This is a genomic window from Porphyromonas uenonis DSM 23387 = JCM 13868, from assembly GCF_000482365.1.
Classification (GTDB): Bacteria; Bacteroidota; Bacteroidia; order Bacteroidales; family Porphyromonadaceae; genus Porphyromonas; species Porphyromonas uenonis.
The window spans coordinates 13510-36700 of the sequence record NZ_KI535307.1 but is presented as its reverse complement, the minus strand read 5'-3'; the positions used below and the strand labels follow the sequence as shown (position 1 = coordinate 36700).

24 protein-coding genes are annotated in these 23191 nt (G+C 51.8%); 12 read left to right on the top strand and 12 right to left on the bottom strand.

Annotation, left to right across the window (positions count from 1 at the left end; genetic code table 11):
* Position 1: 1 nt before the first annotated feature.
* The 7 genes from L215_RS0105430 to L215_RS09360 form a co-directional block, all read right to left on the bottom strand.
* Complete coding sequence (locus L215_RS0105430; protein WP_025882640.1) at positions 2 to 1228, bottom strand: aminotransferase class V-fold PLP-dependent enzyme; 1227 nt, start codon at positions 1226 to 1228, stop codon at positions 2 to 4.
* A 24-nt stretch (positions 1229 to 1252) separates the two neighbouring features.
* Positions 1253 to 2134: a 1,4-dihydroxy-2-naphthoate octaprenyltransferase gene (gene menA, locus L215_RS0105425; protein WP_025882641.1), complete on the bottom strand. Its 882-nt coding sequence runs from the start codon at positions 2132 to 2134 to the stop codon at positions 1253 to 1255.
* Positions 2135 to 2167: 33 nt separating this feature from the next.
* A complete protein-coding gene (locus tag L215_RS0105420; RefSeq protein ID WP_025882642.1) occupies positions 2168 to 3544 on the bottom strand; it encodes an aspartate kinase in 1377 nt (458 codons plus the stop codon).
* On the bottom strand, positions 3541 to 4290 hold the full coding sequence (locus L215_RS0105415; RefSeq protein WP_025882643.1) for a cell division ATP-binding protein FtsE: 750 nt from the start codon (positions 4288 to 4290) through the stop codon (positions 3541 to 3543). The genes L215_RS0105420 and L215_RS0105415 overlap by 4 nt, the downstream gene beginning before the upstream one ends.
* A 26-nt stretch (positions 4291 to 4316) precedes the next feature.
* On the bottom strand, positions 4317 to 4844 hold the full coding sequence (locus tag L215_RS0105410) for an NAD(P)H-dependent oxidoreductase (protein ID WP_025882644.1): 528 nt from the start codon (positions 4842 to 4844) through the stop codon (positions 4317 to 4319).
* Between the two features lie 6 nt (positions 4845 to 4850).
* Positions 4851 to 5537, bottom strand: coding sequence for an outer membrane beta-barrel protein (locus tag L215_RS0105405; RefSeq protein WP_025882645.1), 687 nt, complete (start codon positions 5535 to 5537; stop codon positions 4851 to 4853).
* A 170-nt stretch (positions 5538 to 5707) separates the two neighbouring features.
* Positions 5708 to 6352, bottom strand: coding sequence for a nitroreductase family protein (locus L215_RS09360; RefSeq protein WP_025882646.1), 645 nt, complete (start codon positions 6350 to 6352; stop codon positions 5708 to 5710).
* A gap of 784 nt (positions 6353 to 7136) precedes the next feature.
* On the opposite strand from L215_RS09360, the gene L215_RS0105395 reads away from it, so the two are divergent.
* From L215_RS0105395 to L215_RS0105335, 12 genes are all read left to right on the top strand, one after another.
* Positions 7137 to 7802, top strand: a complete 666-nt coding sequence (locus tag L215_RS0105395) for a hypothetical protein (RefSeq protein WP_025882647.1) — start codon at positions 7137 to 7139, stop codon at positions 7800 to 7802.
* Positions 7803 to 8010: 208 nt separating this feature from the next.
* A complete protein-coding gene (locus tag L215_RS0105390) occupies positions 8011 to 8901 on the top strand; it encodes an OmpA family protein (RefSeq protein WP_025882648.1) in 891 nt (296 codons plus the stop codon).
* Positions 8902 to 8957: 56 nt separating this feature from the next.
* A complete protein-coding gene (locus L215_RS10080; RefSeq protein ID WP_154657854.1) occupies positions 8958 to 9116 on the top strand; it encodes a hypothetical protein in 159 nt (52 codons plus the stop codon).
* A gap of 19 nt (positions 9117 to 9135) precedes the next feature.
* Positions 9136 to 9552 (top strand): tellurite resistance TerB family protein, encoded by a 417-nt coding sequence (locus tag L215_RS0105380; RefSeq protein ID WP_025882649.1) that lies wholly within the window; start codon positions 9136 to 9138, stop codon positions 9550 to 9552.
* 29 nt (positions 9553 to 9581) lie between these two features.
* Positions 9582 to 9896 (top strand): hypothetical protein, encoded by a 315-nt coding sequence (locus tag L215_RS0105375; protein ID WP_025882650.1) that lies wholly within the window; start codon positions 9582 to 9584, stop codon positions 9894 to 9896.
* Positions 9897 to 9983: 87 nt separating this feature from the next.
* A complete protein-coding gene (locus tag L215_RS0105370) occupies positions 9984 to 10427 on the top strand; it encodes an OmpA family protein (RefSeq protein WP_025882651.1) in 444 nt (147 codons plus the stop codon).
* Positions 10428 to 10862: 435 nt separating this feature from the next.
* Positions 10863 to 11501 (top strand): hypothetical protein, encoded by a 639-nt coding sequence (locus L215_RS0105360; RefSeq protein ID WP_025882653.1) that lies wholly within the window; start codon positions 10863 to 10865, stop codon positions 11499 to 11501.
* A gap of 20 nt (positions 11502 to 11521) precedes the next feature.
* Positions 11522 to 12862 carry a hypothetical protein gene (locus L215_RS0105355; RefSeq protein WP_025882654.1) on the top strand — a complete coding sequence of 447 codons (1341 nt, stop codon included), beginning with the start codon at positions 11522 to 11524 and terminating at the stop codon, positions 12860 to 12862.
* A gap of 34 nt (positions 12863 to 12896) precedes the next feature.
* Positions 12897 to 13100, top strand: coding sequence for a hypothetical protein (locus L215_RS0105350; RefSeq protein WP_007365899.1), 204 nt, complete (start codon positions 12897 to 12899; stop codon positions 13098 to 13100).
* A gap of 56 nt (positions 13101 to 13156) precedes the next feature.
* On the top strand, positions 13157 to 13399 hold the full coding sequence (locus tag L215_RS0105345) for a hypothetical protein (protein WP_025882655.1): 243 nt from the start codon (positions 13157 to 13159) through the stop codon (positions 13397 to 13399).
* A gap of 35 nt (positions 13400 to 13434) precedes the next feature.
* Complete coding sequence (locus L215_RS0105340) at positions 13435 to 14040, top strand: pyroglutamyl-peptidase I (RefSeq protein ID WP_027451462.1); 606 nt, start codon at positions 13435 to 13437, stop codon at positions 14038 to 14040.
* Positions 14018 to 15709 carry an ion transporter gene (locus tag L215_RS0105335; protein ID WP_027451461.1) on the top strand — a complete coding sequence of 564 codons (1692 nt, stop codon included), beginning with the start codon at positions 14018 to 14020 and terminating at the stop codon, positions 15707 to 15709. Before L215_RS0105340 ends, L215_RS0105335 begins: the two co-directional genes overlap by 23 nt.
* Positions 15710 to 16119: 410 nt before the next feature.
* Here L215_RS0105335 and L215_RS0105330 read toward each other — a convergent pair whose 3' ends face one another.
* The 5 genes from L215_RS0105330 to L215_RS0105310 form a co-directional block, all read right to left on the bottom strand.
* A complete protein-coding gene (locus L215_RS0105330) occupies positions 16120 to 18144 on the bottom strand; it encodes a TonB-dependent receptor (protein ID WP_027451460.1) in 2025 nt (674 codons plus the stop codon).
* A 111-nt stretch (positions 18145 to 18255) separates the two neighbouring features.
* Positions 18256 to 19422, bottom strand: a complete 1167-nt coding sequence (locus L215_RS0105325; RefSeq protein ID WP_025882657.1) for a DUF5074 domain-containing protein — start codon at positions 19420 to 19422, stop codon at positions 18256 to 18258.
* A gap of 70 nt (positions 19423 to 19492) precedes the next feature.
* The gene (gene mtnN, locus L215_RS0105320) at positions 19493 to 20245 is read right to left on the bottom strand and encodes a 5'-methylthioadenosine/S-adenosylhomocysteine nucleosidase (RefSeq protein WP_025882658.1); all 753 of its coding nucleotides are present in this window, start codon (positions 20243 to 20245) and stop codon (positions 19493 to 19495) included.
* Positions 20246 to 20260: 15 nt separating this feature from the next.
* On the bottom strand, positions 20261 to 21682 hold the full coding sequence (gene ftsZ / locus L215_RS0105315; RefSeq protein ID WP_025882659.1) for a cell division protein FtsZ: 1422 nt from the start codon (positions 21680 to 21682) through the stop codon (positions 20261 to 20263).
* A gap of 51 nt (positions 21683 to 21733) precedes the next feature.
* Positions 21734 to 23188, bottom strand: a complete 1455-nt coding sequence (locus L215_RS0105310) for a cell division FtsA domain-containing protein (protein WP_025882660.1) — start codon at positions 23186 to 23188, stop codon at positions 21734 to 21736.
* Positions 23189 to 23191: the final 3 nt, after the last annotated feature.

Here is a 23191-nt window from a genome sequence, read left to right as displayed (position 1 = left end):
TTTAGCCTAGCATAGTGAGCGCACGGTGTAGCGCTTTCGCAAAGATCTCTAGATCCTCGTGTGTATTGTACAGTCCGAGGGAAGCTCTGATTGTGGCGTGGTGTCCCATACCCTCGATGAGCGGGATAGCGCAGTGATGACCCGTGCGGAGTGCTACGCCCTGCTGGTCTAGGAGCAGACCGAGATCGTAAGCGTGTGCCTGATGGCTGATGAAGGTAACGACGGCTCCCTTGCCAGGGGCGGTACCGAGGATCTCGAGCGAAGGCTCCTGACTGATGATCTGCGTGAGATGCTCTAGGAGCTCGGTCTCGTAAGCGTGGATGCGGTCGAGACCGATAGCGGAGATGTACTCAACGGCTGTGGCAAAAGCGTGCGAACCGATGAAGTCGGGCGTGCCTGCCTCAAACTTGTACGGCAGTTCGTTGAAGGTGGTCTCCTCAAAGGATACATGCTCGATCATTTCGCCACCATACTGGTAGGGCGGTATCTGCTCGAGGAGCTTGCGCCGTCCCCATACGATGCCGATGCCTGTGGGGCCGTACACTTTGTGAGATGAGCAGACGTAAGCGTCGATGCCTAGCTCCTGCACATTGACTGACATGTGGGGCGCTGACTGCGCTCCATCAACGATGATGATGGCGCCCTTGTCGTGAGCCAGACGGGCTAGCTGTGCGACGGGATTGACCGTGCCGAGGACGTTGCTGACATGCGCCACAGAGACGATCTTGGTGCGGTCGGAGAGTAGAGCCTCAAAGGCGGGGAGGTCCAGCGAACCGTCCGCTAGAAGCGGAGCAACACGCAGATGCGCTCCTTTACGTAGGCAGAGCTGTTGCCACGGCACGAGGTTAGCGTGGTGCTCCATGGCGGTGATGAGCACTTCGTCATCGGGGCCGACGAGTGTTTCGCCAGCCGTAGAGGCTAGCAGATTGAGCCCCTCGGTGGTACCACGTGTGAAGATTACTTCGTTGGGGTCGGACGCCCCGATGAAGTGTGCCAGCGTGGCGCGCGCAGCTTCGTGGCGATCGGTCGCCTCACGGCTGAGCTGGTAGACGCCTCGGTGGACGTTGGCGTTGTATCGTGTGTAGCCCTCGGTGATAGCATCGATGACCACTTGGGGCTTTTGCGTAGTGGCACCGCTGTCTAGGTAGACCCAGCCAGGCTGCACTGAGGTGTAGTGCTGTATGAGCGGGAAGTCTAGACGATATGAGGAGAGGTCTGTGGAAGACATAAGGATAAGGGAGAAATGTTTTGACTAAAGCAACAGCCCGTCAATCAGATAGGCTGCTATATGTACGACGGCTAGCAAGACGACACCTAGGGAGGTGCGCCTGAGCACAGCGTTGAGCTGGCTGCCAGTCACATGGATCATCTGACGGTATACGGATAGCGCATAGAGGAGATAGGGGAGGAGTAGGACGATGCCCCAGATGTTTCCCTTGAAGGCGACGATGGAGAGCAACCATGCGAGGAGTATGTTGGCCAAGTAAAACTTAGGGGCAAACTCTTGGCCGAGACGTACGATGCTCGTCCGCTTATTGTTCTTGCGATCCTCCTCGTAGTCTCGGTAATTATTGACCACTAGGATATTGACGGCCACCGCTCCCATGGCAGTCGCCACGAGAAAGCTCTGTATCGTGACCGCTCCCGTCAGCAGGTAGTAAGTGGTCATGACAGCGACCCAGCCGTAGAAGGTCATCACCGCCACATCGCCTAGACCGAGGTAAGCGAGCGGGAATGGACCGCCTGTGTACATCCAGGCGAAGAGTATGATGAGTGCCCCGAGGAGGAGTAGCCATGGGTTGGTCAGCAGGCATAGGGTCACGCCTGCCACGGCTGCGATAAGCCCCCAAAAGAGAGCCACCCCGATGATGTCACGCTCTCGCAACTGACCCGAAGCAAGTGGACGGCTAAAGCCTACACGCTCCTGGCTGTCAGCGCCACGCTTGAAGTCGTAGTAGTCGTTGCAACAGTTAGAAAAAGATTGCGCCGACAGCCCCACGACAAGACAGAGCATCGCTATGAGCCAGTTAAAGCCACCTTGTAGCCCAGCCAAAGCGATGGCAACGGCTATCGGTGCTAGCGAAGCTGGCCAACTGTACGGTCGTGAGACCGAGATGAATTGCTTGAGGGTCATAACGTAGAGCGCGTGTCTAGCCTACACCTTTTATTATAGTACTTCAGGGCCTGGGGTACGTAGATGAGCGAAGAGGTGGTCCGAGAGATAGATCATCGCACGCTTCTTCTCCTCCGTTGCGATGACTAGGTCGATGCTGTTACTGCTAGTTCCGTAGCAGATGAGCCGTACAGCGACATCGTCCACCGCCTCAAGGATGCGTGCCTCAAAGCCTATGCGATGCCACCCCATATCTCCGACGATTGCTAGGATCGACAGGTCGCTCTGCACGGAGCCCTCCGCCCAAGGCGTCATCTCCTCGATCAACGTAGCTATAGCCTCCGGGTCTTCCTCTGCAACGATGACGTAGCCATCGCCCGAAGCCATTAAGATGTCTGGCTCTATGTGCAGACGGTGCATAGCCTCCGTCAGCGTAATGAGGAATTGCCCCGTAGAGACGTCACTATTGCTCAGATGTTTCAGCAGGAGCGTCACGACACACATTCCGTCCTTTGCCGAGATCGCCTTGATCATATCTCTGTTTGTCACATGAGATATGAGCGTGCCAGGAGCCGAGGGGTCGAGCGTGTTGAGCAGTCGCACTGGGATACCCGCACGTCGTGCCGGCTCGATGCAAGCAGGGTGCAATATCTTAGCACCGCAACGCGCTAGCTCGGCAGCCTCGCCAAAGCTCAGACGACGCACTGGCGACGTCATATTGACCACCCGCGGATCGTTGTTGTGTAGCCCATCAATGTCGGTCCAGATCTGTATCTCCTCAGCTTGGACCGCCTCGCCAATGAGCGTGGCGCTGTAGTCGCTCCCGCCACGACGTAGGTTGTCCACCTCGCCGAAAGCATTACGACAGATGTACCCCTCTGTGAGAAAGAGCGCCTCGGCATCGCGCACCTCCTCAACCATCGGGCGCAACCGGTGAGCAATGTACTCGATGTCCGGTCGCCCCTCGTGGGTAATGCGCATGAAGTCTAGCGCCAGAAGCTTGTGCGGTGTGATCCCCTCGTAGAGCTGTAGTGTGAGCGCCATCAGGGCAGTACACATCATCTCTCCGCAGGCAAGGATCTGCTTCTCGTCGTTGTGGGTAAAAGCCTCGTTGAGCGTCTGTAGTAGGAGGCTGTCCAAGATTGGGGTCAAAGCCTCCTCCGCCAACTGCTGATGTAGCTCATGCCCTGCGAAGAGCTCTGGCACCACATTGTCTATGTAGCGACTGCGGAGCATCTCCACATGGCGGGTCGCACGGTCACGCTCGCCAGAGGTGATCAGCTGCGTCAGCGTCACGAGGTCGTTCGTCGTGCCTGCCATAGCCGAGAGTACCAGCGTCTTGCGACCTGGCATACACGCCACCAGATGCGCTACCGAGCGTATGCGATCCGGTGAACCGACAGAGGTGCCGCCAAACTTCAGTACGATCATAGTGCTACTTCAATAGGATCTGTAGAAGGTTCTGAACTAGTTTCCTCGACCTCCTCTAGGGTGGGGGACAAGTCGATGCGCTTCAGCGTACGACTCTCCAGATCGATATGGTATCTCGTAGCGGGTAGCTCCTGTATGAGCGTCTCATTGTGCGTACTCATCAGCACTGCTACACCCTCCTTAGCTAAGGACTGGATCAGCTGACCGATTAGTAGCGACGTCTCACTATCTAGTCCCGTCGTAGGCTCATCAAGCAGGATCAGTCGTGGACGTACGACTAGGGCACGCGCTATGCAGATGCGCTCAGCCTCGCCACCGCTCAGCTCGTGCGGGTACTTGTAGTGCTTGCCCTCCATGCCGACCTGCTTCAGCGCCTCCTCGATACGCATAGCACGTTGCTCTCGCTTTTTTACCCCCACAGCACGCAAGACGAAGTCTAGGTTGCCCTGCACCGTGTAGTTATATAGGAGCTGCGCCTGTGACTGGAAGACGATCCCCAGCGAGCGCCTCAGAGCTTGTCGCTGACGTACTGACATGCGGTGCAGGTTGTAGTCCAGCACCTTAGCGACGCCTCCCTTAGGCGCCAGCTCTCCATAGAGTAGCTCTAGGAGTGAACTCTTGCCACTCCCCACGGGTCCCGTAAGGTAGGCAAAGTCTCCCGCTTCGAGCGATAGTGTGACGTCTCGTAGTAGTTCATGCTCCTGGCGTGATACCGTAACGCCCTGTAGGTCAATGATCGTACTCATAAGTGGCTAACGTCTAGATTAAGTGTTTACTGTAGCGCAAAGCGCAGATACGCCTCGCAATTTGCCGGCAACCTCTCGGCGACCGTATCGCTATAAGTATCGTAAAAGGCGTGATGCCCTATATAGTCAGCTCGTGCGAAAGCTGCTAGCCCCTCATAAGGCGTGAGGAAAGTCGCTAGCGTATGCTTTTGAGATCCGCCCTCGCAGAAGTTTGCCTCAGCGCTACCGCATGAGACAGCGACACCGAGCTGACGACCAACCCATGCGTCGCCCCCCTCACCGAAGGCCCAGCCCTCGCCAAAGACCTCGTCAGTCCACTGCTTCAGGATCGCCGGAGCGGAGTACCAGTAGAGGGGGAACTGTAGTATCACACGATCGTGACACTCCACGAGCGCACGCTCATGCGCCACATCTATAGGCGTCCCCGTGGGGTAAGCGTCACAGAGGCTATGTATCGTAGCGTGCCCCGTGAGCGCCTCCATCCAAGCTTTGTTGATGACAGAGTGCTCCAGGTCGGGGTGCGCTACAATAATCAGCGTGTTATGATTCTTCATAAGGACTTAGAATGTAAAGCCAGCACCGAGATAGAAGGAGGTATTGCGCATAGCCTTCTGACCAAGCTTCTCTAGCTTGGGATCATTCTTCTCTAGTTTCAGCTCATCGACGAAGCCCAAGTCAGCACCTAGCATACCGTACCACGATCCGAAGGTTACCTTAGCCTTAGCACCCAGACCGATGTCGTAGCGCTTGAGCTTGGCACCATCCATCCCGAGGATACCATCCTTGTAGACGTTGTAAGTCTTCTGGATATCGTCTAGAATCTTGCCCTGGCTAACGGTAGCTCCCAGAGCGTAAGCAAAGTAAGGACCAGCCTCTATGGAGCAACCGATGCGAGGAGTCACGTTCAGGCGCACACCCACGTTGACGGGGATCTGCATATAGTGGCTGTAAACCTTGATGTCGCCCTTACCCTTTTCGGAAAGGAAGCTGTATTGATTTCCCTTCATAGCAAAGGTCAATCCCGTGCCGACGTACATCATCTTGCCCACGTTGACATCCAGTCCAGCACCTAGGCGGTAGCCCACGAAAACCTTGTTTTCAGAGGCATCTTGGAGTGTCTTGGCTTGTGAAAGGTTAAAGAGCGGAGCTGCGTCAACGTAGATACGCAGAGGCATCTGAGCCTGCGCCGTGCCACCGAGCGCGCAGAGCGCCACGAGTGAAAGTAGTAGTGTACGTAGTCTTGTCATAGTAGTATATGTATAAGCTAAAGTTGCAATTACTCCTCAAAAGTACAACAATCTTGCGAGATGAGCCTTCGTAGGCTCCGCAAGTCTTACGGGTAACGATATGTAGGGACGCTCGGTCGAGCGTCCGTTGTGTCAAAGCGAGACGTGCATCCCTACACCTGCGGGCTCTTCTAGTCCACGTGTATCACATAGTGCTCCTTGCGCGGTGCAGACTCGGGCGACTCATCGGGATAACCTATGATACAGCAGGCGACACCCACGAGGTCTCCCTCCAGTCCCCACTTCTTGAGAAGTGCTTGACCCTCCTCCAGTTCGAAGATGCCCTTAGCCGCATTGACCCAGCAAGTGCCAAGACCGAGTGCGTGAGCAGCATTCTGCATATTGCCTACCACCAGAGCTCCATCTTGTAGGTAATTGCTCGACAGCGACTTGTCAGCCAGCACGACGAAGACCGCTGGAGCACCGTAAAACTGATCCTTGTCTCCACCGCGAGCTTTGTTAGCCAGCTGCGAGAGCTGGTCACGCACTGCGCGATTGGTTACAGCCACGATTGTGACGGACTGCTTGCCCATCGCCGAGGGCGCGTAGGTCCCCGCCTCGAGCACTTTGTCTAGTAGCTCCTGTGGCGGTAGTTCAGGCTTATACTTACGTATACTCCTGCGTGTTAGGAAGATGTCCATTTTTTCTTGTGTTGTCATACGCATAGTTTCTTCTGTTGTGTCTGATTGTTCTGTTGTTGTAGCCTTCTGACAGGCGACAGCTCCCACGAGGAGCAGTATCATCGCCATCGTCAGCGGCATCCATCTACGTAGCATAGTCGTTAGTATCTGTTGTTTGGATTACTATATAGGCTCTTGTTACTTACGGCAAAAAGCTCTCTATCCACAAATATACGAAAAGCTCATCAGAGCTAACCGGACTGATGCAGTATAAAAATGAACTTGTTTCAATTCCTACCTAGGAAATGGCCAAATTCCTCCGTAGATATTTCTGATTTGCTACCTAGGAAATAGAAAATTCTTCGGACTTATTTTTTGATTCTTCCGAAGTTTCATTTGATTCCTCCGAAGTATTTTTTATTTCCTAGGTAGGAATTGGGGGAATTCCTAGGTACTTATTTGGCAAATTCCTAGGTAGGAAATCGGAATCGTCGAAGATGTGAGTAATCAGAGCGAATCTGTAGCGCTGTATAGCGACGCTGGAGCTGACATACTATCAGTAGGTTCGTCTCAATATGGAGGGAATACAGAACTTCTCCATGGATCTATCTCATCTCCCAGTGAGGAACGGAAAAGCATTTCGGACTTGTGATTTCATTTTTTCGAAGTTTCACCTCTCTCTTCGGCTTAAATGGATGATGACACCGTACATATTTATAAAATTCCTCCGATGAAAGCTTCTCCAGACTCTTATTTTCGGCCGATTGCTGGGTTTTGTAAGATGATTACCCCATTTGTTTTACTATTTTGATGACTTTATCTTATTTGTAGTCAGTATGTTTTGACGGTTTAGACCGCAAGTTTTTGTTTTTTGTTAAACATTCCGTACCTTTGCCAGTGAAGTTCCTATGGAGCCCCCATTTCGAAACAATCAAAGATAATGGACTTAAATACAGCCGTACGGGAGGATATTGTTGCATACTTTGCAGATACCCAGGAGTTGTGCTTTAACGAGCGCGACCTCCAGATGCATCTGGCTCTATGGCTGCGTGGCTCTACTCATAACTATGACGATGTAGATGTAGAGTACTATGTGCCATATCAGCTCCTCGGACAGGACTACATCTGGCGAAACGAGCTACGTCTAGACCTTATGGTGAGAAAAGCAGACGCTTATCTACCCATAGAGTTGAAGTATAAGACAAAGCGTATCCGTAAGCGTATCATTCGCTTTGGTGAAGTAATCCCCGAGTCTATTGACGTGATGAAAAGCCAGGGAGCTCAGGATATAGGTATGTATAGCTTTTGGAAAGATGTGCGACGCCTCGAGCTACTACATCGACACTTCGAGCGAGTGGTAGGAGGGGTGGCCCTTTTTGTCACCAATGATCGCTCTTATCTCAATCAAACTAGAGAGTCCTCCAACAATTGCAAGCTCAGTATGGCTCAAGGCATCCGCTCGAGGGAAAAGTCTTGGCGAAACTCAGAGAGCTCCTGTGCTAAGAACTATCCAGCCTTTTCGGTTGATAGGGATTATGATCTGCAGTGGCATAGCTTCAATGTAGAGGATGTGGAGCTCTACTACAACATAACAACAATCAGATGATGTAAAGACACTTATGGGACGCAAACGATCAACACCAATACCAGGTCTCTCCTTCTCATGGCAAAGAGCCGTAGGCGTAACAAAGCTCAGACAGCGAGTATCTCGTCGGACAGGTATCCCAACGAGCAAGAGTGGTCTGAACCAAAAGGTAGGTCGTGGCATCCTGAAGAAACTGTTTGGACGGTAACACTATAACACTATAAACCTCATGGACAAAATCAAAGTATTTGGCAAAGCCCAAAACCGTACAGCGCTAGGTATCGTACATGCCTACATGATTATGTATCCGCATGCAACCCTCGCAGACTTGCGCAAAGCATTTCCCAACGAGCTGAACCCAGACAAGGGTGTCCCAGAGACCTTTATCTATGCAGAGGAGGAAGGAACTACAGCCAATTGGAACGGCTACTTCAAAGCTCCCGACGAGCTACTCACTATGGGTGACGGCAAGAAAGTTGCTGTCGTCAGTATGTGGACCAAACCGAGCTTCGAGAGGATCGTACAGCATGCTACGCAGTATGATATTGTGGTGGCAGAGTTTGAGAAGGCTGGACGAGTAGGCGAGAAGGGTGGCTTCCGTCTAGAGTATCTCAACGGCTACATTCCCCCAGTGGCTAAGAAGAAAGGACTCCCCTGGTGGCTCTGGCTCATCATCGCACTACTCCTCATCGGAGGCATCATAGCATTCTTCCTACTTCGTAAGCCCAAGGTAGTCGAGGTCGAGAAGGTCGTTACGGTCGAGAAGGTCGTCTATAAAGACCGTGTTAAGGAGATCGAGAAAAACTTCAATGCAGCTAAGTTTGTCCAGGGCAAAGCAGACCTAACAGACGAGACTAAGTTTGTCCTCCATGATCTAGCCAAACTGATGGAGGAAAATCCTGAGCTAAAGCTCAAGATCGAAGGCCACACCTCAGAGGAGGGCGATGATGCCTTCAATCAGCGCCTCTCAGAGGAGCGAGCTCAAGTCGCTGTAGACTTCCTCATCAGCCAAGGCATCTCGGCAGACCGCCTGCAAGCTGAGGGCAAGGGTTCCAGTGAACCGATTGATCCAAACAACCCAGAGGTCAATAGACGCACTGAGTTCATCGTCATAGAGTGAGCAAGCAGAGGCTCACCATCACAACGCAACTAATAACCAACTAAGTAATACTACAAATGGCAGTAAAACGAACTAAATCAGGTAAGATCGACAAGCGTACCAAGGAAGGTAAGGCTATGCTCGATAATCTTGCAAAGGCTCGCGCAGCAGCGGCAAAAAAACGTCGTCAAGAAGACGCTAGTATACTCAGACGTATCAAACGAATGCTCAAATAAAAAAGACAACGACAGAACTATGAAATCAGACATAAAGAATGTAGCAGCTTTTCTGGCTGTAGCCATCTGGGCAGACGGTGTATACTCTGAGGAGGAAAACGAAATGCTTACTGACATCGCTGAGGCGCTCGACGTAAACTCCGCAACACTCATCCAGCAGGTGCAGGAGGCGGTCAACACCCTAGAGGGTAAGGATGACGACGCTATCCAAGAGTACCTCATCAACAACGCTTCGGCTATCGAAGATGATGAGACCAAGAAACTCTTGCAGTGCGCTATCGAGATTGTGATGGCAGACAATGTTATCACAGTGGATGAAGTACAGGTACTCTTTGACCTAGCCGACGCTATGGGTGGAGAGATCGAGCATGCTGACGTGACGCTCATGCTGCTAGACCTCGTTAAGTACAGCCCTGAGATTGAAGTCGAGTTCTAATAATACTAATAACCAATAACTATAACAATATGGCAGACTTTCGCATTGACAGCCGCATGAAGGTTAAGACCCTCAAGGCAAACTTTAAGAAAGAGTTTGGAGCTACGCTCCGCGTCTACACGACGGAAAACTGTAAGGCAATGGCCGACGACGAGGCTACAATCGGATCTCTCATGACCTCCTCTGCAAAGGGTGGTGTGCTGACCGTAGGTGGCAACCTAAGAGTCGGTAACTTCGAGAAGAAGATCGTCGAGCTATACGGCATTGGCGTGCAAGTGGCAAATGCCAAGAACACCGAGCTCAGTAGCGACAACATCACACTAGTCGCTGCAGGCAAGAAGTAATCTACGTAAATGTCAATGGAGCACTACCCCTCAGTAGTGTCTCCATTGACTATCGTCTCACCCACACGTGGCTAAGCCATATCCCCTATGAGCAAGAAGAAGATTATAACTTACATTGTCCTGGTCCTCATCGGCATCGGATTCATTGGTGATTGTGTTAATAGGAGACAAAGGAATAAACTCTATCGTGAGCGGGTAGAGGAGCTGGAGCAGAACTTCAACGATGTCAAGTTCGCCAAGGGCAAAGCTGATCTAACCAGAGAGGCGCAGCTCGTCCTATGCGACCTTGCTGAGTTTATGAAGAGTCATTCAGGCCTAAAGCTCAAGCTAGAGGGACACACTTCAGAGGAAGGCGATCAGACCTTTAACCAACGGCTCTCAGAGGCTAGAGCTCAGGCAGCTGTGGACTTTCTCATCAGTCAAGGGGTCTCTGCAGAGCGTCTGGAAGCAGAGGGCAAGGGATCCACAGATCCTATAAACCCAGACAGTCTAGAGGTCAACCGTCGCACAGAGTTTGTCGTGATAGAGTAAGTCTCACAGGCTAACAACTAAAAACCTAACGAAACTATGGCGCAGCGGACGAAGCTCGGAGATCTAGATATGCGCTTCAAGTCAAGCCACAGGATCGTAGCTCGGAGGAACTTCTTCGGATGTCTAGGTTCAGTCCTGTCAGTTCCATTTATATTGATTTGGAAACTGATTATATTGATTTGGATCCTGATACGAACTGCGGCTGTGATGGCTTACACGAAGATCTACAATTCTGTGACATGGTACTCTAGCAGTATCAAGTTACTCCGCCGTGAACTTGGGCCGAAGAATTTCCGTCTCTGTCTCAAAGTCATTCTTGTCTCATCTTTCATCCTAAGTCTTGTTCTCATCACTATTCTTGCGCTGATATCATTGGTGGTTTATTCTCCTTAGGCATTTGCTCTATCCATCTAGAGAGTTATTAGACCCATTCTTATGAGTACGAAGAAGATTATCATTTATGCTGTTCTAGTCCTTCTAGGGATCGCATTCATCGTCAACATAATCAGCACGGCTTGTAGTAGTAGTGCTGTCAAGCAGTTTAAGAAAGCCCTCGAAGATGGCAATCTCACCGAAGCCTCCAAGTATATCGAGCAGATTGACGACAGCTCCGACAAGAAGCGCTGTGCGCTACGTCTGATACGCGTCTACCTAGAGCTAGATAACCCCAAGCAGGCAATCTACGTATACGAGGTGCTCACGCCATACCACGAAGGTCGAGATAATATTTCGTACTCCTTTAACACCTACGAGCGGGATGCCTGTAAGCTCCTCAGAGACTACTTAGTCAAGCATGGAGACTACGAGACCGCTTGGAACTACTATCCCCTAAAGGCTCTTGATGAAAACTATATAGGTAATGCCCCCTGTCTCTACGACTACATGAATGATGTCGTAGTGGCTATGTGTGCTGCTGGACGACAAGATGAGGCTAGTCAGTTTGTACGGAGCAAGCTATCGTGGTTCGCCACCTATGTAGATGCAAGCAGTAGTCAGTACGCTAGTGAGTATGCAGCTTTCCAAAGTAATCAAGTGAGAGAGCGGTTAGAGCAACTCATCGATGAGTCTTATTAATTACTAGACAGAGAGAAGGTATGAAAGGGCTGTTACAGCTACTCTATGGAGGTTTGCTTCTCTGCACACTCCTGACTTGTGCTGGGTGTGGGCAAGGCAATAAAAAGGATGCAGAGCTTGACAAGATCTCTGAACTAGAGCAGATGAAGTATGACAACATATCGCAAAAGCTAGACCTCCTCTGCTCAAAAGCTCAAAGTGCTCACACCGATTTAGACTTACGGACGATCTATACTGAGTTAAGTCAGATTGAGTACGACTACAATCCTGACGGTATGGGCGAGCGTGCGCAGCAAAAGTGCCAGGAGCTCAAGGAGAGACTCGCTGTGCTGCAAGCAGATCCGAGTAGTATACTACAGTCATCACCCTCTGATGGGTCTAGCGCATCAGAGTCAACTTCTTCTTCTTCTTCTTCTGGCAAGGGACTTATATCTAGGAGACACATGAAGGTAGACGCTGTCAAGCGTTATCCTTATTATCTCAAGGCTCAGGACCAGCTCCGCATCTCTTTGACTCCTCACGGCTCAGCGCTTGTCTCCCTCTTTGACGTCAATCACCAGAAGCGTCTCAAGCAGTGGCACGTCCAGGGTACTCTAGAGGAGCAGGTGACTATACCATCGGACGGCATCTATATGATAGAGTTGCGACCCAATGGTGGGGAGCTCATCGTCGATCTATCGCTCTCATATGATGGCATAGATGACGACAAGCGACCACGCGTCTCGGAGCGAACGGTAAGCTGTAAGCAGGGAGACTTCCTGGCAGAAGCCACTGAGAGTGTTCGAGTATCAACAGTGTTTAAAGAGCCTAAGAAAGTCGGACTACGAGGCAATCTCAAGTCTTTCTTCTCTGGTAAGTCTCGAGCTTTGATATCCGTACCTGTGCCTGCTGGTAGTGATGCCATACTATACTCTCTCCGTATATCTACCAATGAGAAGACAGCTCCCAGCGATGGCAAGTTTGCCGACAACTTATCCCTCGCCTCTAAGCAGATCAAGCTTTTAGGCATCAAGGTATACGAAAAGCGCACCCTCAGTAGTAGTGTCATCGACCGACTGCTCTTTAATACGCGTCCAGCTCGTGAGGAGGATGCCTTTTGCAATATGTATGTCTTGACCGATGCTACGCAAGCTAAGAAGTTTCAAGACGAGACAGCTTCCTCTGGACACTATAAGTATGATGTAGAGCAGTCTCAGATGGGAACCCAATCTTGTAATGGTGAACTCAAGCCCAAAGGGCGTAAGACCATCTACCTCGGCTTCGAAAACGAGCGCATGCGTTACGACAACTACATCTGGCTAGAAGTAGCCTCCTTGACACATACCAAGGAGTACACACGACCAGTATATTTCACTAGATAATTCTTAAAACCAAACTAAATCCAACTAAAAAACTATGGCAAAGAAAACAGTAACCACAGGAGAGTACATCCTCAACAAACTAGACAACGGTAGTATCACCGTGTACCGTGTATACGACAACGTAAAGGGAGCCCTACGTGAGATAGCAGAGCAGGAGGGCTTTGAGTACGACAACGACTGGACGACACGCCAGTTCGGCTCTAAGCTGATGTCCTTCCTAGAGGATAGAGAGGGCTAGCACGGCGCCTCTGTAGTCATTCTTCATAAATACGACAGAAGAAGCAAACTTATATCATGAGCAAAGAACACTATAAGAAAAAAATCATAGATCTACGTGCCTCTATAGCAAGAGAGCGAGAGAAGAAGAAGCGAGACAATGAGTACTACGCAAGTAGGATCAGAAGTGCCTCGTCTCCCTCGTCAAAAGCATCCTATCGCAAGAGCAAGATAGATAAGTCAGCCTATCACGATCGCCAGATCGAGAACTATAAGAGACAGATCGAGAGTGCTAAGGCTAGCCTCAAGAGGTGTAAGTAAGGACAACAAAGACACGCAACGTGTATACCGTACTAGTGACAGGGTTTGAACCGTACTGGAACTACCCTGAGAATTCGTCGTGGGTGGTGGCTCAAGAAGTTGCCACCCACGATCTAGCTGGGGTTCGTATCTGTACGGAGTTGATGCCTGTCAGCTTTCATCGAGTGGCGACGGCTTTCCGTAGGGCTATCGACCAGCACACTCCAGACCTAATCATCATGTTAGGACAGTCTGGAGGTAGCGATCGTGTCAAGCTAGAGCGTATCGCTATCAATATGATGGACTCTAAGCTCCCCGACAACGATGGCTATCTCCCCGATGAGGAGATCATCTATGCCGATGGTAGTTCGGCTCTATTCACCAATACAGCAATCAAGGAGCTACGCACCACCATCGAGCAACTCGGTATAAAAGTCAAGATCTCCAACTCCTGTGGGCTCTACGTCTGCAACCGCCTCTACTACGAGGCACTCTCGATCATTCAGAGCAGACCGTCCACGCAAGCTCTATTTGTACATCTTCCATACTATGAGGGTCAGCCCTCAGCAAAGCCTGCCAAGCCCACCATGCCTCTAACCGATATGGTGCAGGCTATTATAGCTATAATCAGACAAACCAGTGGGACGCATCAAGCAGTTTAAGCATAAGCTCGGGCAGGTCTTTGACGCCAACCTCAAGACTAAGCAGTGGGGTAATTATGTCGACTATACCATCGTCGGACTGATTCTCCTGAGTACGCTCTCGGTCTTTATCTCCACCTTTGACATATCCGAGAGCTGTGAGCAGGTACTCCATGTGATAGACATCGTTACGGTCATCATCTTTACGATAGAGGTGTCGCTACGTATTTGGACTGCTGATGAGCTTAGTCCCAAGTACAAAGGCTTCTGGGGCAGGGTGCGCTACTGTCTCACCTTCTACGGTATGATAGATATACTCTCTACCTATACCTTCTATCTAGCATTCATCTTCCCGTTGCCCTATCAGGTGCTCAAGTCCCTACGTGTCGTGCGTGTCTTGAGGATCTTCCGCTACATGCGCTCATTCCGACTGCTACAGCAGGCTATCGCCTCAAAGTCCAAGGAGATACTCATCTCTCTACAGGTTCTCATAGTCGTGACCTTGATGCTGTCGTTCGTACTCTTCTTCTATGAGCATGAAGCACAGCCCGACATCTTTAATAATGGTATGACTTCCGTCTTGTGGGCTTTTGCACAGTACATAGGTGATCCAGGTCAGTTTGCTGAAACACCGCCAGTTACTCCCGTGGGGCAAGCAGTCGCCTTTGCCGTAGGGATCCTCGGCATCGCACTCTTTGCCATACCTGCAGGTTTGGTCGGAGCGGGCTTCTCGGAGGCGCTGGAGGATGAGGTGCACAAAGAGACTATTAAGAGAAATAAGGAGAAGATGCTCGGAGCCTTCGAGCGAAAGCTAGACCGCCCGACAGGCTTCCAGATTGTGCCTCAGCACCTCTCTATATGTGATCTACAAGCTCGCATAGGACTCAAGGTGGGAGATATACTAGATGTCGTGGACGAGGCGGACAACTTTCGCCTGATCAACCTAGCCACCACTCAGACCATCGACGAGCGACCACAGGACAAGCTTGCTGTAGAGCATTTTATAGTCAATAAGCCTTACGGCTACTATATAGACAGAGGATCTAAGGTGACGATCATATCACCCTCCAGTCTGGCTGACGCAGCCATCGGCAATTTTTCCTACTACCTGGCTCTGATCGGTGGATTTAACTATATCAGTCGCGAGGTCGGAGAGATGAGACCCTATAAGTCTTACTACTCTTTTGACAATCGTCAAGTCGAGCCCAATCTAGCTCAATACATGGAGGATCTGGAGGAGCTCACCTCACGTCCTGGTAGCTGGACTTTGACCCCGCTCGTAGCTAGCGGGGCCAACGAGCCGAGCTATCCGACCATCTTCCACTTCTCTGCAGGAGGCGCTAAGGGCGACGAGAGCTTTACGGGAGACAATCTATTCGTGCAGGATATGGAGGGGTATCAAGCCTTTTATCAAGACTTGACCGCTGAGCTAGAGCAACGATTTGCTATGACTTCAGATCATCAAAGGTATCACAACTTGAGCTCGCCACGGCTCTTCGCTCGCCACTTTAGTGAGGGGCGAGGTTCTCGTAACAACATAGTCTTACGTATCGCTTGGAGCGCCTGCCTCTGGGACTCAAGGCGTATTGCTATCGCGAAGACTATAGCGGATGCTCTCAATCGCCACTTCGAGAGCGACACGGATAAAGAGTATTCACCTGAGCTAAAGGTCAAGCGAAGCGGGTATTAAAATACGCTGCCTGTATGAAACTCTAGTTTCTACCCGATGAAAATCCATTTTCCTCGGGTAGGAACTCTACTTTCCTCTCAGGACTGATGCAGTATAAAAATGAACTTGTTTCAATTCCTACCTAGGAAATGGCAAAATTCCTCCGTAGATATTTCTGATTTGCTACCTAGGAAATAGAAAATTCTTCGGACTTATTGTTTGATTCCTCCGAAGTTTCATTTGATTCCTCCGAAGAATTTTTTATTTCCTAGGTAGGAATTGGGGGAATTCCTAGGTAGCTATTTGGCAAATTCCTAGGTAGGAAATCGGAATCGTCGAAAATGTCTGACGACAAAAAGAGAGGAGATGCCGATGACGACATCTCCTCTTATCAAGTGTTGGGGCGAAGTTTACCGCTGCGTCTAGCTGGGCTAGTGGCTCACGATGAGCGTGAGGCGATAGTTGCGCAGGGGCATGGGGTAGTTGGCGACTACATCGTAGGCTTGACTTAGGAGGTTGTTGCACTCGAGCTGCAGACGCAGGCCGTACCCTCGGACGGTGCGCTTGTAGGCGAGGGCTAGGTCGTTGGTGTACCACGGCTGGAGATGGTTCTCGGGGAAGTTTTCCAGCTGACTGTACCGCTCGCCGGCGTAGATGAAGTTGTAGTTGAGCTGCCACCCCTTGTACTGCAGGATTGCCGTAGCGGAGCCGCTATGCCAGGGGATGTAGGGGATCTGGTGGCGGTAGTAGCTCTCCTTAGGATCGGTGACCTCGATGGCTCGCTGATAAGTGTACTGAGCCCGCAGAGATAGCTGCAGGTCACGGATCGGGACGAGGCTCCAGGTGCACTGAGCGTCGATGCCTCGTATGTCGACCTTGCCAAGGTTGATCATGGTCCAGCGAAATTGCTGTCCCTTGGGGTAGGCTATGATTTTGTTGGTCACGAGATTGTAGTAAGCGTCTACCTTGAAGTCCAGGGTGTGGAGCCAGGGCTTTTGCGGTGCGAGCTGGTACTGCAGACCTACGTTGTACTGGGTGGTGTGCTCAGGGTCGAGCTTGACATTGCCTATCTCGGTGTAGTATAGATCGTTGAAGGTGGGTAGGCGAAAGCTTTGCTTATAAAAGGCGTTGAATCGTAGATCAATCGCTTCCCACGGCTTGACCGACAGGATGGCTGCGGGGGTGAGCTTGCGAAAGAGGGGAGCCCGTGTGAGTAGCTTCGCTTTGTCCTGAGCTAGCGTGCCGAGGAGGCTGACCTGCGCATTGATCCACTCATTGGTATAGGTCGAGGCGAGGGCTAGCAGGTGGGTGAAGCGGTGCGGGTAGACGAAGTCGTAGAGATTGGCGTCGAGCTTGTTCCACTGCAGATCATAGGCGGCGGAGAGGTACCAGTGGTCGATCAACTGAAAGGCTGAGGCGACTGAACCGTATAGCTCTTGCTGCTGGTAGAGGTTGTCCACCTTGAAGGCGGCTGTCGGCTCGTTGCGCACGAAGTGGGTCTGGTAGTAGGCATACTTGGCGATGGCGTGTAGACGTATGCGGTCACTGAGCTGCTGCTCGTAGGTGGTCTGGACGAAGCTGTTGTTGTCCCAGAGGCGCTCACCACGACGCCACACATTATTGACGATAGCGCCGGGTATGCCTCGCTCGCTGTTGTAGTTGTACACCTTGACGAGCATCTGCCCGTCGGGGAGACCGATGTGGAGATTGCCCTCAAGTCGTGTGGCGTTGATGTCTCCGTTGTGTCGGACGGCTGTGGTGTCGTAGGCTATCTCGTGGGTGAGGGGAAGGACCTTCTTGTATCTAAACTTGTACTTGCCACTGCTCTTGATCCACTCCGCATTGAAGGACATAGTGACCCTGGGCTCTAGGCGGTGCTCGATCAGTATGGCGGGGTTGAAGAGGTCGAAGGAGCCAGTCCGTAGAGTTGCTCTCAGATTGGTCTGCGCCCCATCGGTAAAGGTTGGCTTGCGTGTCTGCAGGTAGACGGTACCACTAGAGCCAAAGTCTTTAGCAGGCTGGAGGTAGCTACCCTTTTGTCCATTGAAGACCTGTATCGCCTCCATATTGTCGAGGGAGTACTGGCCGAGGTCTATCTGCCCGTTTTGCGCATTGCTCAGCTCGACCCCATCGTAGAAGATCCCGACGTGGTGGGTGCCCATGCTGCGGATGTTGACCGTCTTGAGTCCGCCGACTCCGCCGAAGTCCTTGACCTGAACGCCCGAGAAGGAGCGGAGCGCATCGGCTATGGAGAAGGCACTGAGCGCCTTGAGCTCTTGTCCTGAGAGCTGCTGTGCGGGTATGACGCCGCGCTTGTAGTCTGGTTCACGGGGAGCTCGTACCACGACGGTCTCTAATAGATGCGTCTGTACGGTGTCGTGTGGGGAGGGTTGCTGCGCACATAGCTGAGGTGTGGTGGCGCAGAGGAGGAGTAGAGAGAGGATGAGAGTAGCCATCGGGATAGAAGTCCTAGATGTGAAAATAGTAGGGGCGAACTCCCTAAGAGTCCGCCCCTACGTAGCTGTCTAACGGACTTGGATTAAGTTGTAGACCAGCCCTATAATAGCTTACTGATTTACGAAAGCAATGTGAGCGGGAAGCATCCCCGTGCGTCTGGTCTGCCACTTGAGCTTACCATCAGGTGTGTAGCAGTATAGCGTACCGCTAGAGACAAAGTCCTTGGCATCCGTAATGTAGATGTCGCCCGAGGCGGGATGGATAGCAAGACCATAGGCGGTCTGAATGTTTGCATCCGTACCATCGGTGATAAAGCTCTCGGCGAGAGGCTTAGCAGCATTGATGTCAACGAGTCCGAAGCCTGTCTTCATCTTCTTAGCTGCACTATCCCAGACGCTGCTGTAGTAGTAGAGCTTGTCGCCATAGAAGGCCATCTCAGCACAAGGTATATTGAGCGAGTCAAGCTTTGATACCTTTTGCGTAGCTGGATCGATGTCTATGTAGTAGAGGTTCGAGGGTACGTTGCCGTAGTTACCACGAGAGGTGACCCATAGTCTACCGTTGTGGTCCATTCTGAGGCGGTGGAGGTTCATACCAACTTCGATCTTGTCTACCTCGGTGAAGCTCTTAAGGTCGATGACTGATACGGTGCGCTCATAGTTTGGCTTCATGTAGCCACCAGAGTTAGCGACGTATAGTCTTTCGCCCTTGATAACCATCTCCTCAGGCTGGTAGCCTACGACGACCTGTCCTGTGATAGCGAGCGTGTTGAGGTTGACACGGTAGACGGCTCCTGGTACCTGACCCTTAGCATCTCGTGTGCTCGTGCTGACGTAGCTAGAGACGTAAGCGTTGTCACCCTTGAAGCAGATGTAGCGACAGTTGGGGATGTTTACCTGACCTATGCGCTTACCGCTCTGAGCGTTGAGCACCTCTACCTTGTTGGAGCTGTTGATGACTGCGTATAGTCTAGAGCCGTATGCCTGTAGGTCATTGCCCGTATCGCCAAGCTCCTTGACGACATTGGGATTGACCGTAGCATAAATGTTGCGTGTGTAGGTACCACTGACGAGGTTCATGTAGTCCAGCGAACTGTTGTTTGCCTGGAAGTTACCTTCGTTGAGTAGGTAGAAGCCGACTATGCCCCCACTAACTTGAGAACTATTTGCTATCTCCTCCGATTCGGCAGGTACGACGGGTGCGTCCTCGCGACAAGAGTTGAGGAGTCCTAGACTGAGGATACAGAGTAGGAGTAGATTGCGATACAAGTGATTCATAATATGATTGATTTGATTGACTTTGTTGCAAAGGTAGTGAAAGGAATTGGTATAGGCCCCTTGGGGTATACTAAAGGCTTCCTGCGAGTGTGCAGATAAGTCGCATAGCATCTGCAAAGGGGGCTAGGAAAAGGTCGCTCTGCTGCCAGAAGTTTGCGTACTGCTTGCCATGATCCTGCTCCGTGAGCGGGGTGTCGCTGACGATGCGTAGGCTGACGAGTGGCGTATGATATAGGTAAGCTGTCTGAGCGATGGCGGCGCTCTCCATATCAACTGCGATGAGGTCGGGGTGTTGCTGTGCGAAGGCCCTTAGGTGATCAGCATCGGGGATGAAGGTGTCGCCACAGAGGAGCAACCCTTCGTGAAGTGGTATGCGTAGTTGCTTAGCCACAGTCGCCATGGCTACCGCATCTGCTGAATACTGTGCGGGCATGCCCTGTACCTGTCCACGCTCGTTGCCCTCGCCACACCATACGTCGTGATAGCGGTAAGCTGTCGAGAGGCAGAGGTCGCCGACCTGCGCTCCTGCGTAAAGTCCTCCCGACACACCGACATTGACTAAGAGCTGAGGCTGGTAGCGCACTATCGCTAGTTGAGTGGCAAGCGCTGCGTGGACCTTGCCGATGCCTGTCTCAATGAGGTGAAAGATCCACTCCGTCTGGTGCTCCTCTATTCGTAAAGTGTAGCGATAACTGGCAAAAGGCTCCTCCTCAACCAAAGTACGCTCCACTAGCTCCACGGCGGGAGCTAGAGTCTCTATTGCGGAGTGTATCGCCATGCGCTCTTTGCTCATAGCGCATAGCAGGACAATGGAGGGGAACATGCGACTAGCTCTTGCTCAGAACTTGATGATCTTGGGCTGATTGACTGATTGGGTGGTGGGCTCGCTGCCTTCCTGTGTCGGATCTACGCTGGGGAGCTCCTCTACGTCTGCGCTAGGCGTCCTAGTAGGCGTGGAGCGCTGGGCAACCTTTGAGGTGTCCAACGTTTGCGACATAGCAGGTGTCTGGTTGCCGTACTTATACTTAGCACGTCGTTCCTCCACCTCTGAGTAGCTGTGGTTCTTAGCGGGCTCCTCGTCGAGGTAGTCGATCAGGTCGTCACGATCTAGCTCGTCGTCGGTCAGCACGATAGGCACGAAGGTGGGCAGAGAGCTACGTGGCTCCAGGTCAAACTCGGAGTAATACTGGTTGAGCAGCTTGTTTTGCTCCTTCTCGATCTCCGTCTGACGCACATAGTCCTCTACATCCATAGCGGTCATGGGCATGTGCGCCTCCTTTTGGAAGCCTGATGCGATGATGACGACCATCACTTTGTTGCCCAGTTCCTCGTTGAAGGCGTGACCCGACTTGTTGTTCTGCAGATTGCGGATGGAGGAGGTGAGCTTCTTGATCTCGTCCATCTCGTCTGTCGTCAGCGCGTCGGACGGGTCGTAGAAGATAGCGAGCTGTAGCCTCGTCGCTGTCGTGATATCGTCGTTGTTGAGTAGGGGAGAGCGCAGTGCCGAGTCGATAGCCTTGCTCACACGATCGGAGCCCTCGCCGTAGCCGATGCTGATGTGTGCGATGCCTCCGTCCTTGAGTGTGGTGCGTACGTCGGCGAAGTCTTGGTTCATCTCCATCTCGTTGGTGATGACCATGGTGATGGCGCGAACGGCATTGGCTAAGATCTCGTTGGCTTTGTTGAGAGACTCGTCCCAGGGAAGCTCTCCGTAGACTTGGTTGATGTTTTCGTTGGCAATGATAACCAGTGAGTCCACCTCTTGGCGCATGCGCTCGGCACCTTGCGCAGCTTTGATCATACGCTGTCTCTCCTCACGGACGAAAGGCATGAAGATAAAGCCGACCGTGAGCAGTCCCATGTCGCGAGCTATCTTTGCAATGACAGGCGCAGCGCCAGTCCCTGTGCCACCTCCCATACCAGCACAGATGAAGACCATCTGTGTCTCGTTGTCATCGAGGAGGGCGTGGATGAGCTCTCGATCTTCTAGTGCGGCCTCTTCGCCGACCTCAATCTTACTTCCCGCGCCTAGTCCTTGGGTTAGCTTCTGTCCGATGACGGCTACATCTTTTAGCCCACTCTTGGCGAGGTCTTGCTCATCTGTGTTGAGGAGCAGATAGGATACCCCTTGGAGTCCAGAAGCGTGAATGTGCTTGACGGCGTTGCCTCCAGCACCACCTACGCCGATCACCTTGATTAGCTTTTTCTGAGCAACCGCTTTGTTATATTTGAAGTTGACGAGCTTGTCTGCGTTATCCATTTGTCGAAAGAGGTAAGAGGTTAGATAAAATGGGAGAGTGGGTGTGACTGACTAGTCAACATCATCGTTGGTCAGAACATCCTTAATCTTGGAGAACCAATTGAAGGACTTCTTCCGCTTGGCACTCTTAGGCTCCCGCTTTGTAGCTTTGCGAGGCTGATCAATATCGGGCAGGTCAAAGAGCGACGTTTGAGGCTGTTGCTGGGAGTGCTCCTCTGTAGTTTCAGTGCTATGATCCTCTTCGGGAGTTTCCTCTGGCTGGCTAGCTTGCACCGTGGCTTGAGGTACTGGTGTGGCGACCTTGCTTGATGGAGCGGTGGTACTCTGAGGCGCATCGATGGAGCCGATGCAGTTGACCTCCGCACGATAGATGAGTCCTGCGCAGCCAGCGTAGTCTACATCTCCAGAGAGAGGCGTATCGCCCTTGTAAACCTTATCGTTGAACTCACGAGCTAGCGAAACAAACTTGCTCTCGCCCTGTAGGTAGTTCACGAAGCCAGTCATCAGAGCGCCTTGTCCCGCTAAGACAATGCCAGACCCCAGCCGAGCACCAGCCTCGAAGTCGTGGATGACACGGAGTACGTTTGCTGTGATCTCCTTCATGCGGGCTGTCACGAGGCTGTTGACATCACGCATCTTAAGCTCACGGTCACGGGTACCATCGGGAGAGCTGAGCGTGAGCGTCTCATCATCGTAGGCATCGGTAAAGGGGGTCGCATTCTCCAGCTTGATCTTCTCTGCCTCGGGGTAGGTGATGTGGAGGGACATCAGGTCGTTGGTGATGTTTTTCGAACCAAAGGGGATGATCCGTAGGCACTTCAGCGTGTCGTTTTTGTAGATAGCGACAGAGGAAGTACCCGCACCAATGTTGACTAGCGCTACGCCGAGCGTCTTAGCATCAGGGTAGAGGAGCACGTCCGCCTCGCAGCATGGTGAGGGAAGGATGGCCTCTAGCTCAAGTCCTAGACGGTCCTCGATAGCCATACGGATGAAGTTGACATTGCTAGAGCGGGTCGTGATGAGGTTAAAGTGGATCGAAAACTCCGTGCAGAGCAACCCCTTGATATTCCGCTCCACGCGTCCGTCTACGAGACAGTAAGGGTCAGATACGTCTAGCACCTCGTGAGCGTTGAGTCGGTAGTTCTTGACGCGCTCATTGATCAGGTTGATATGGTAGTCGCTGATCTCCTCTCCGTCAGGATTGTCCATCTTATGATTGATCTTGTAGGATCGAGACATAAGGGACTTACCACCGAAGCCTACGTAGACCTTTTTGATCTCAGTGTGCTTGTCGGGGAGCTGCTCGTTGAGTCGATCTATAAGTACCTTGAGCTTGTTGTGTAGCTCCTCCATATTGTTGACGACCCCCTTGCGGATTGCGTTGCTTGTGGGCACCTCGGCTATTGCGATAGGGAGGACTTTGCCATCCTTCTTAGTACCTACCATACCCCGTATGGTAGCACTACCTAAGTCTATGGCGGTGTAGAGATCTTCGTTGTATGACATTCG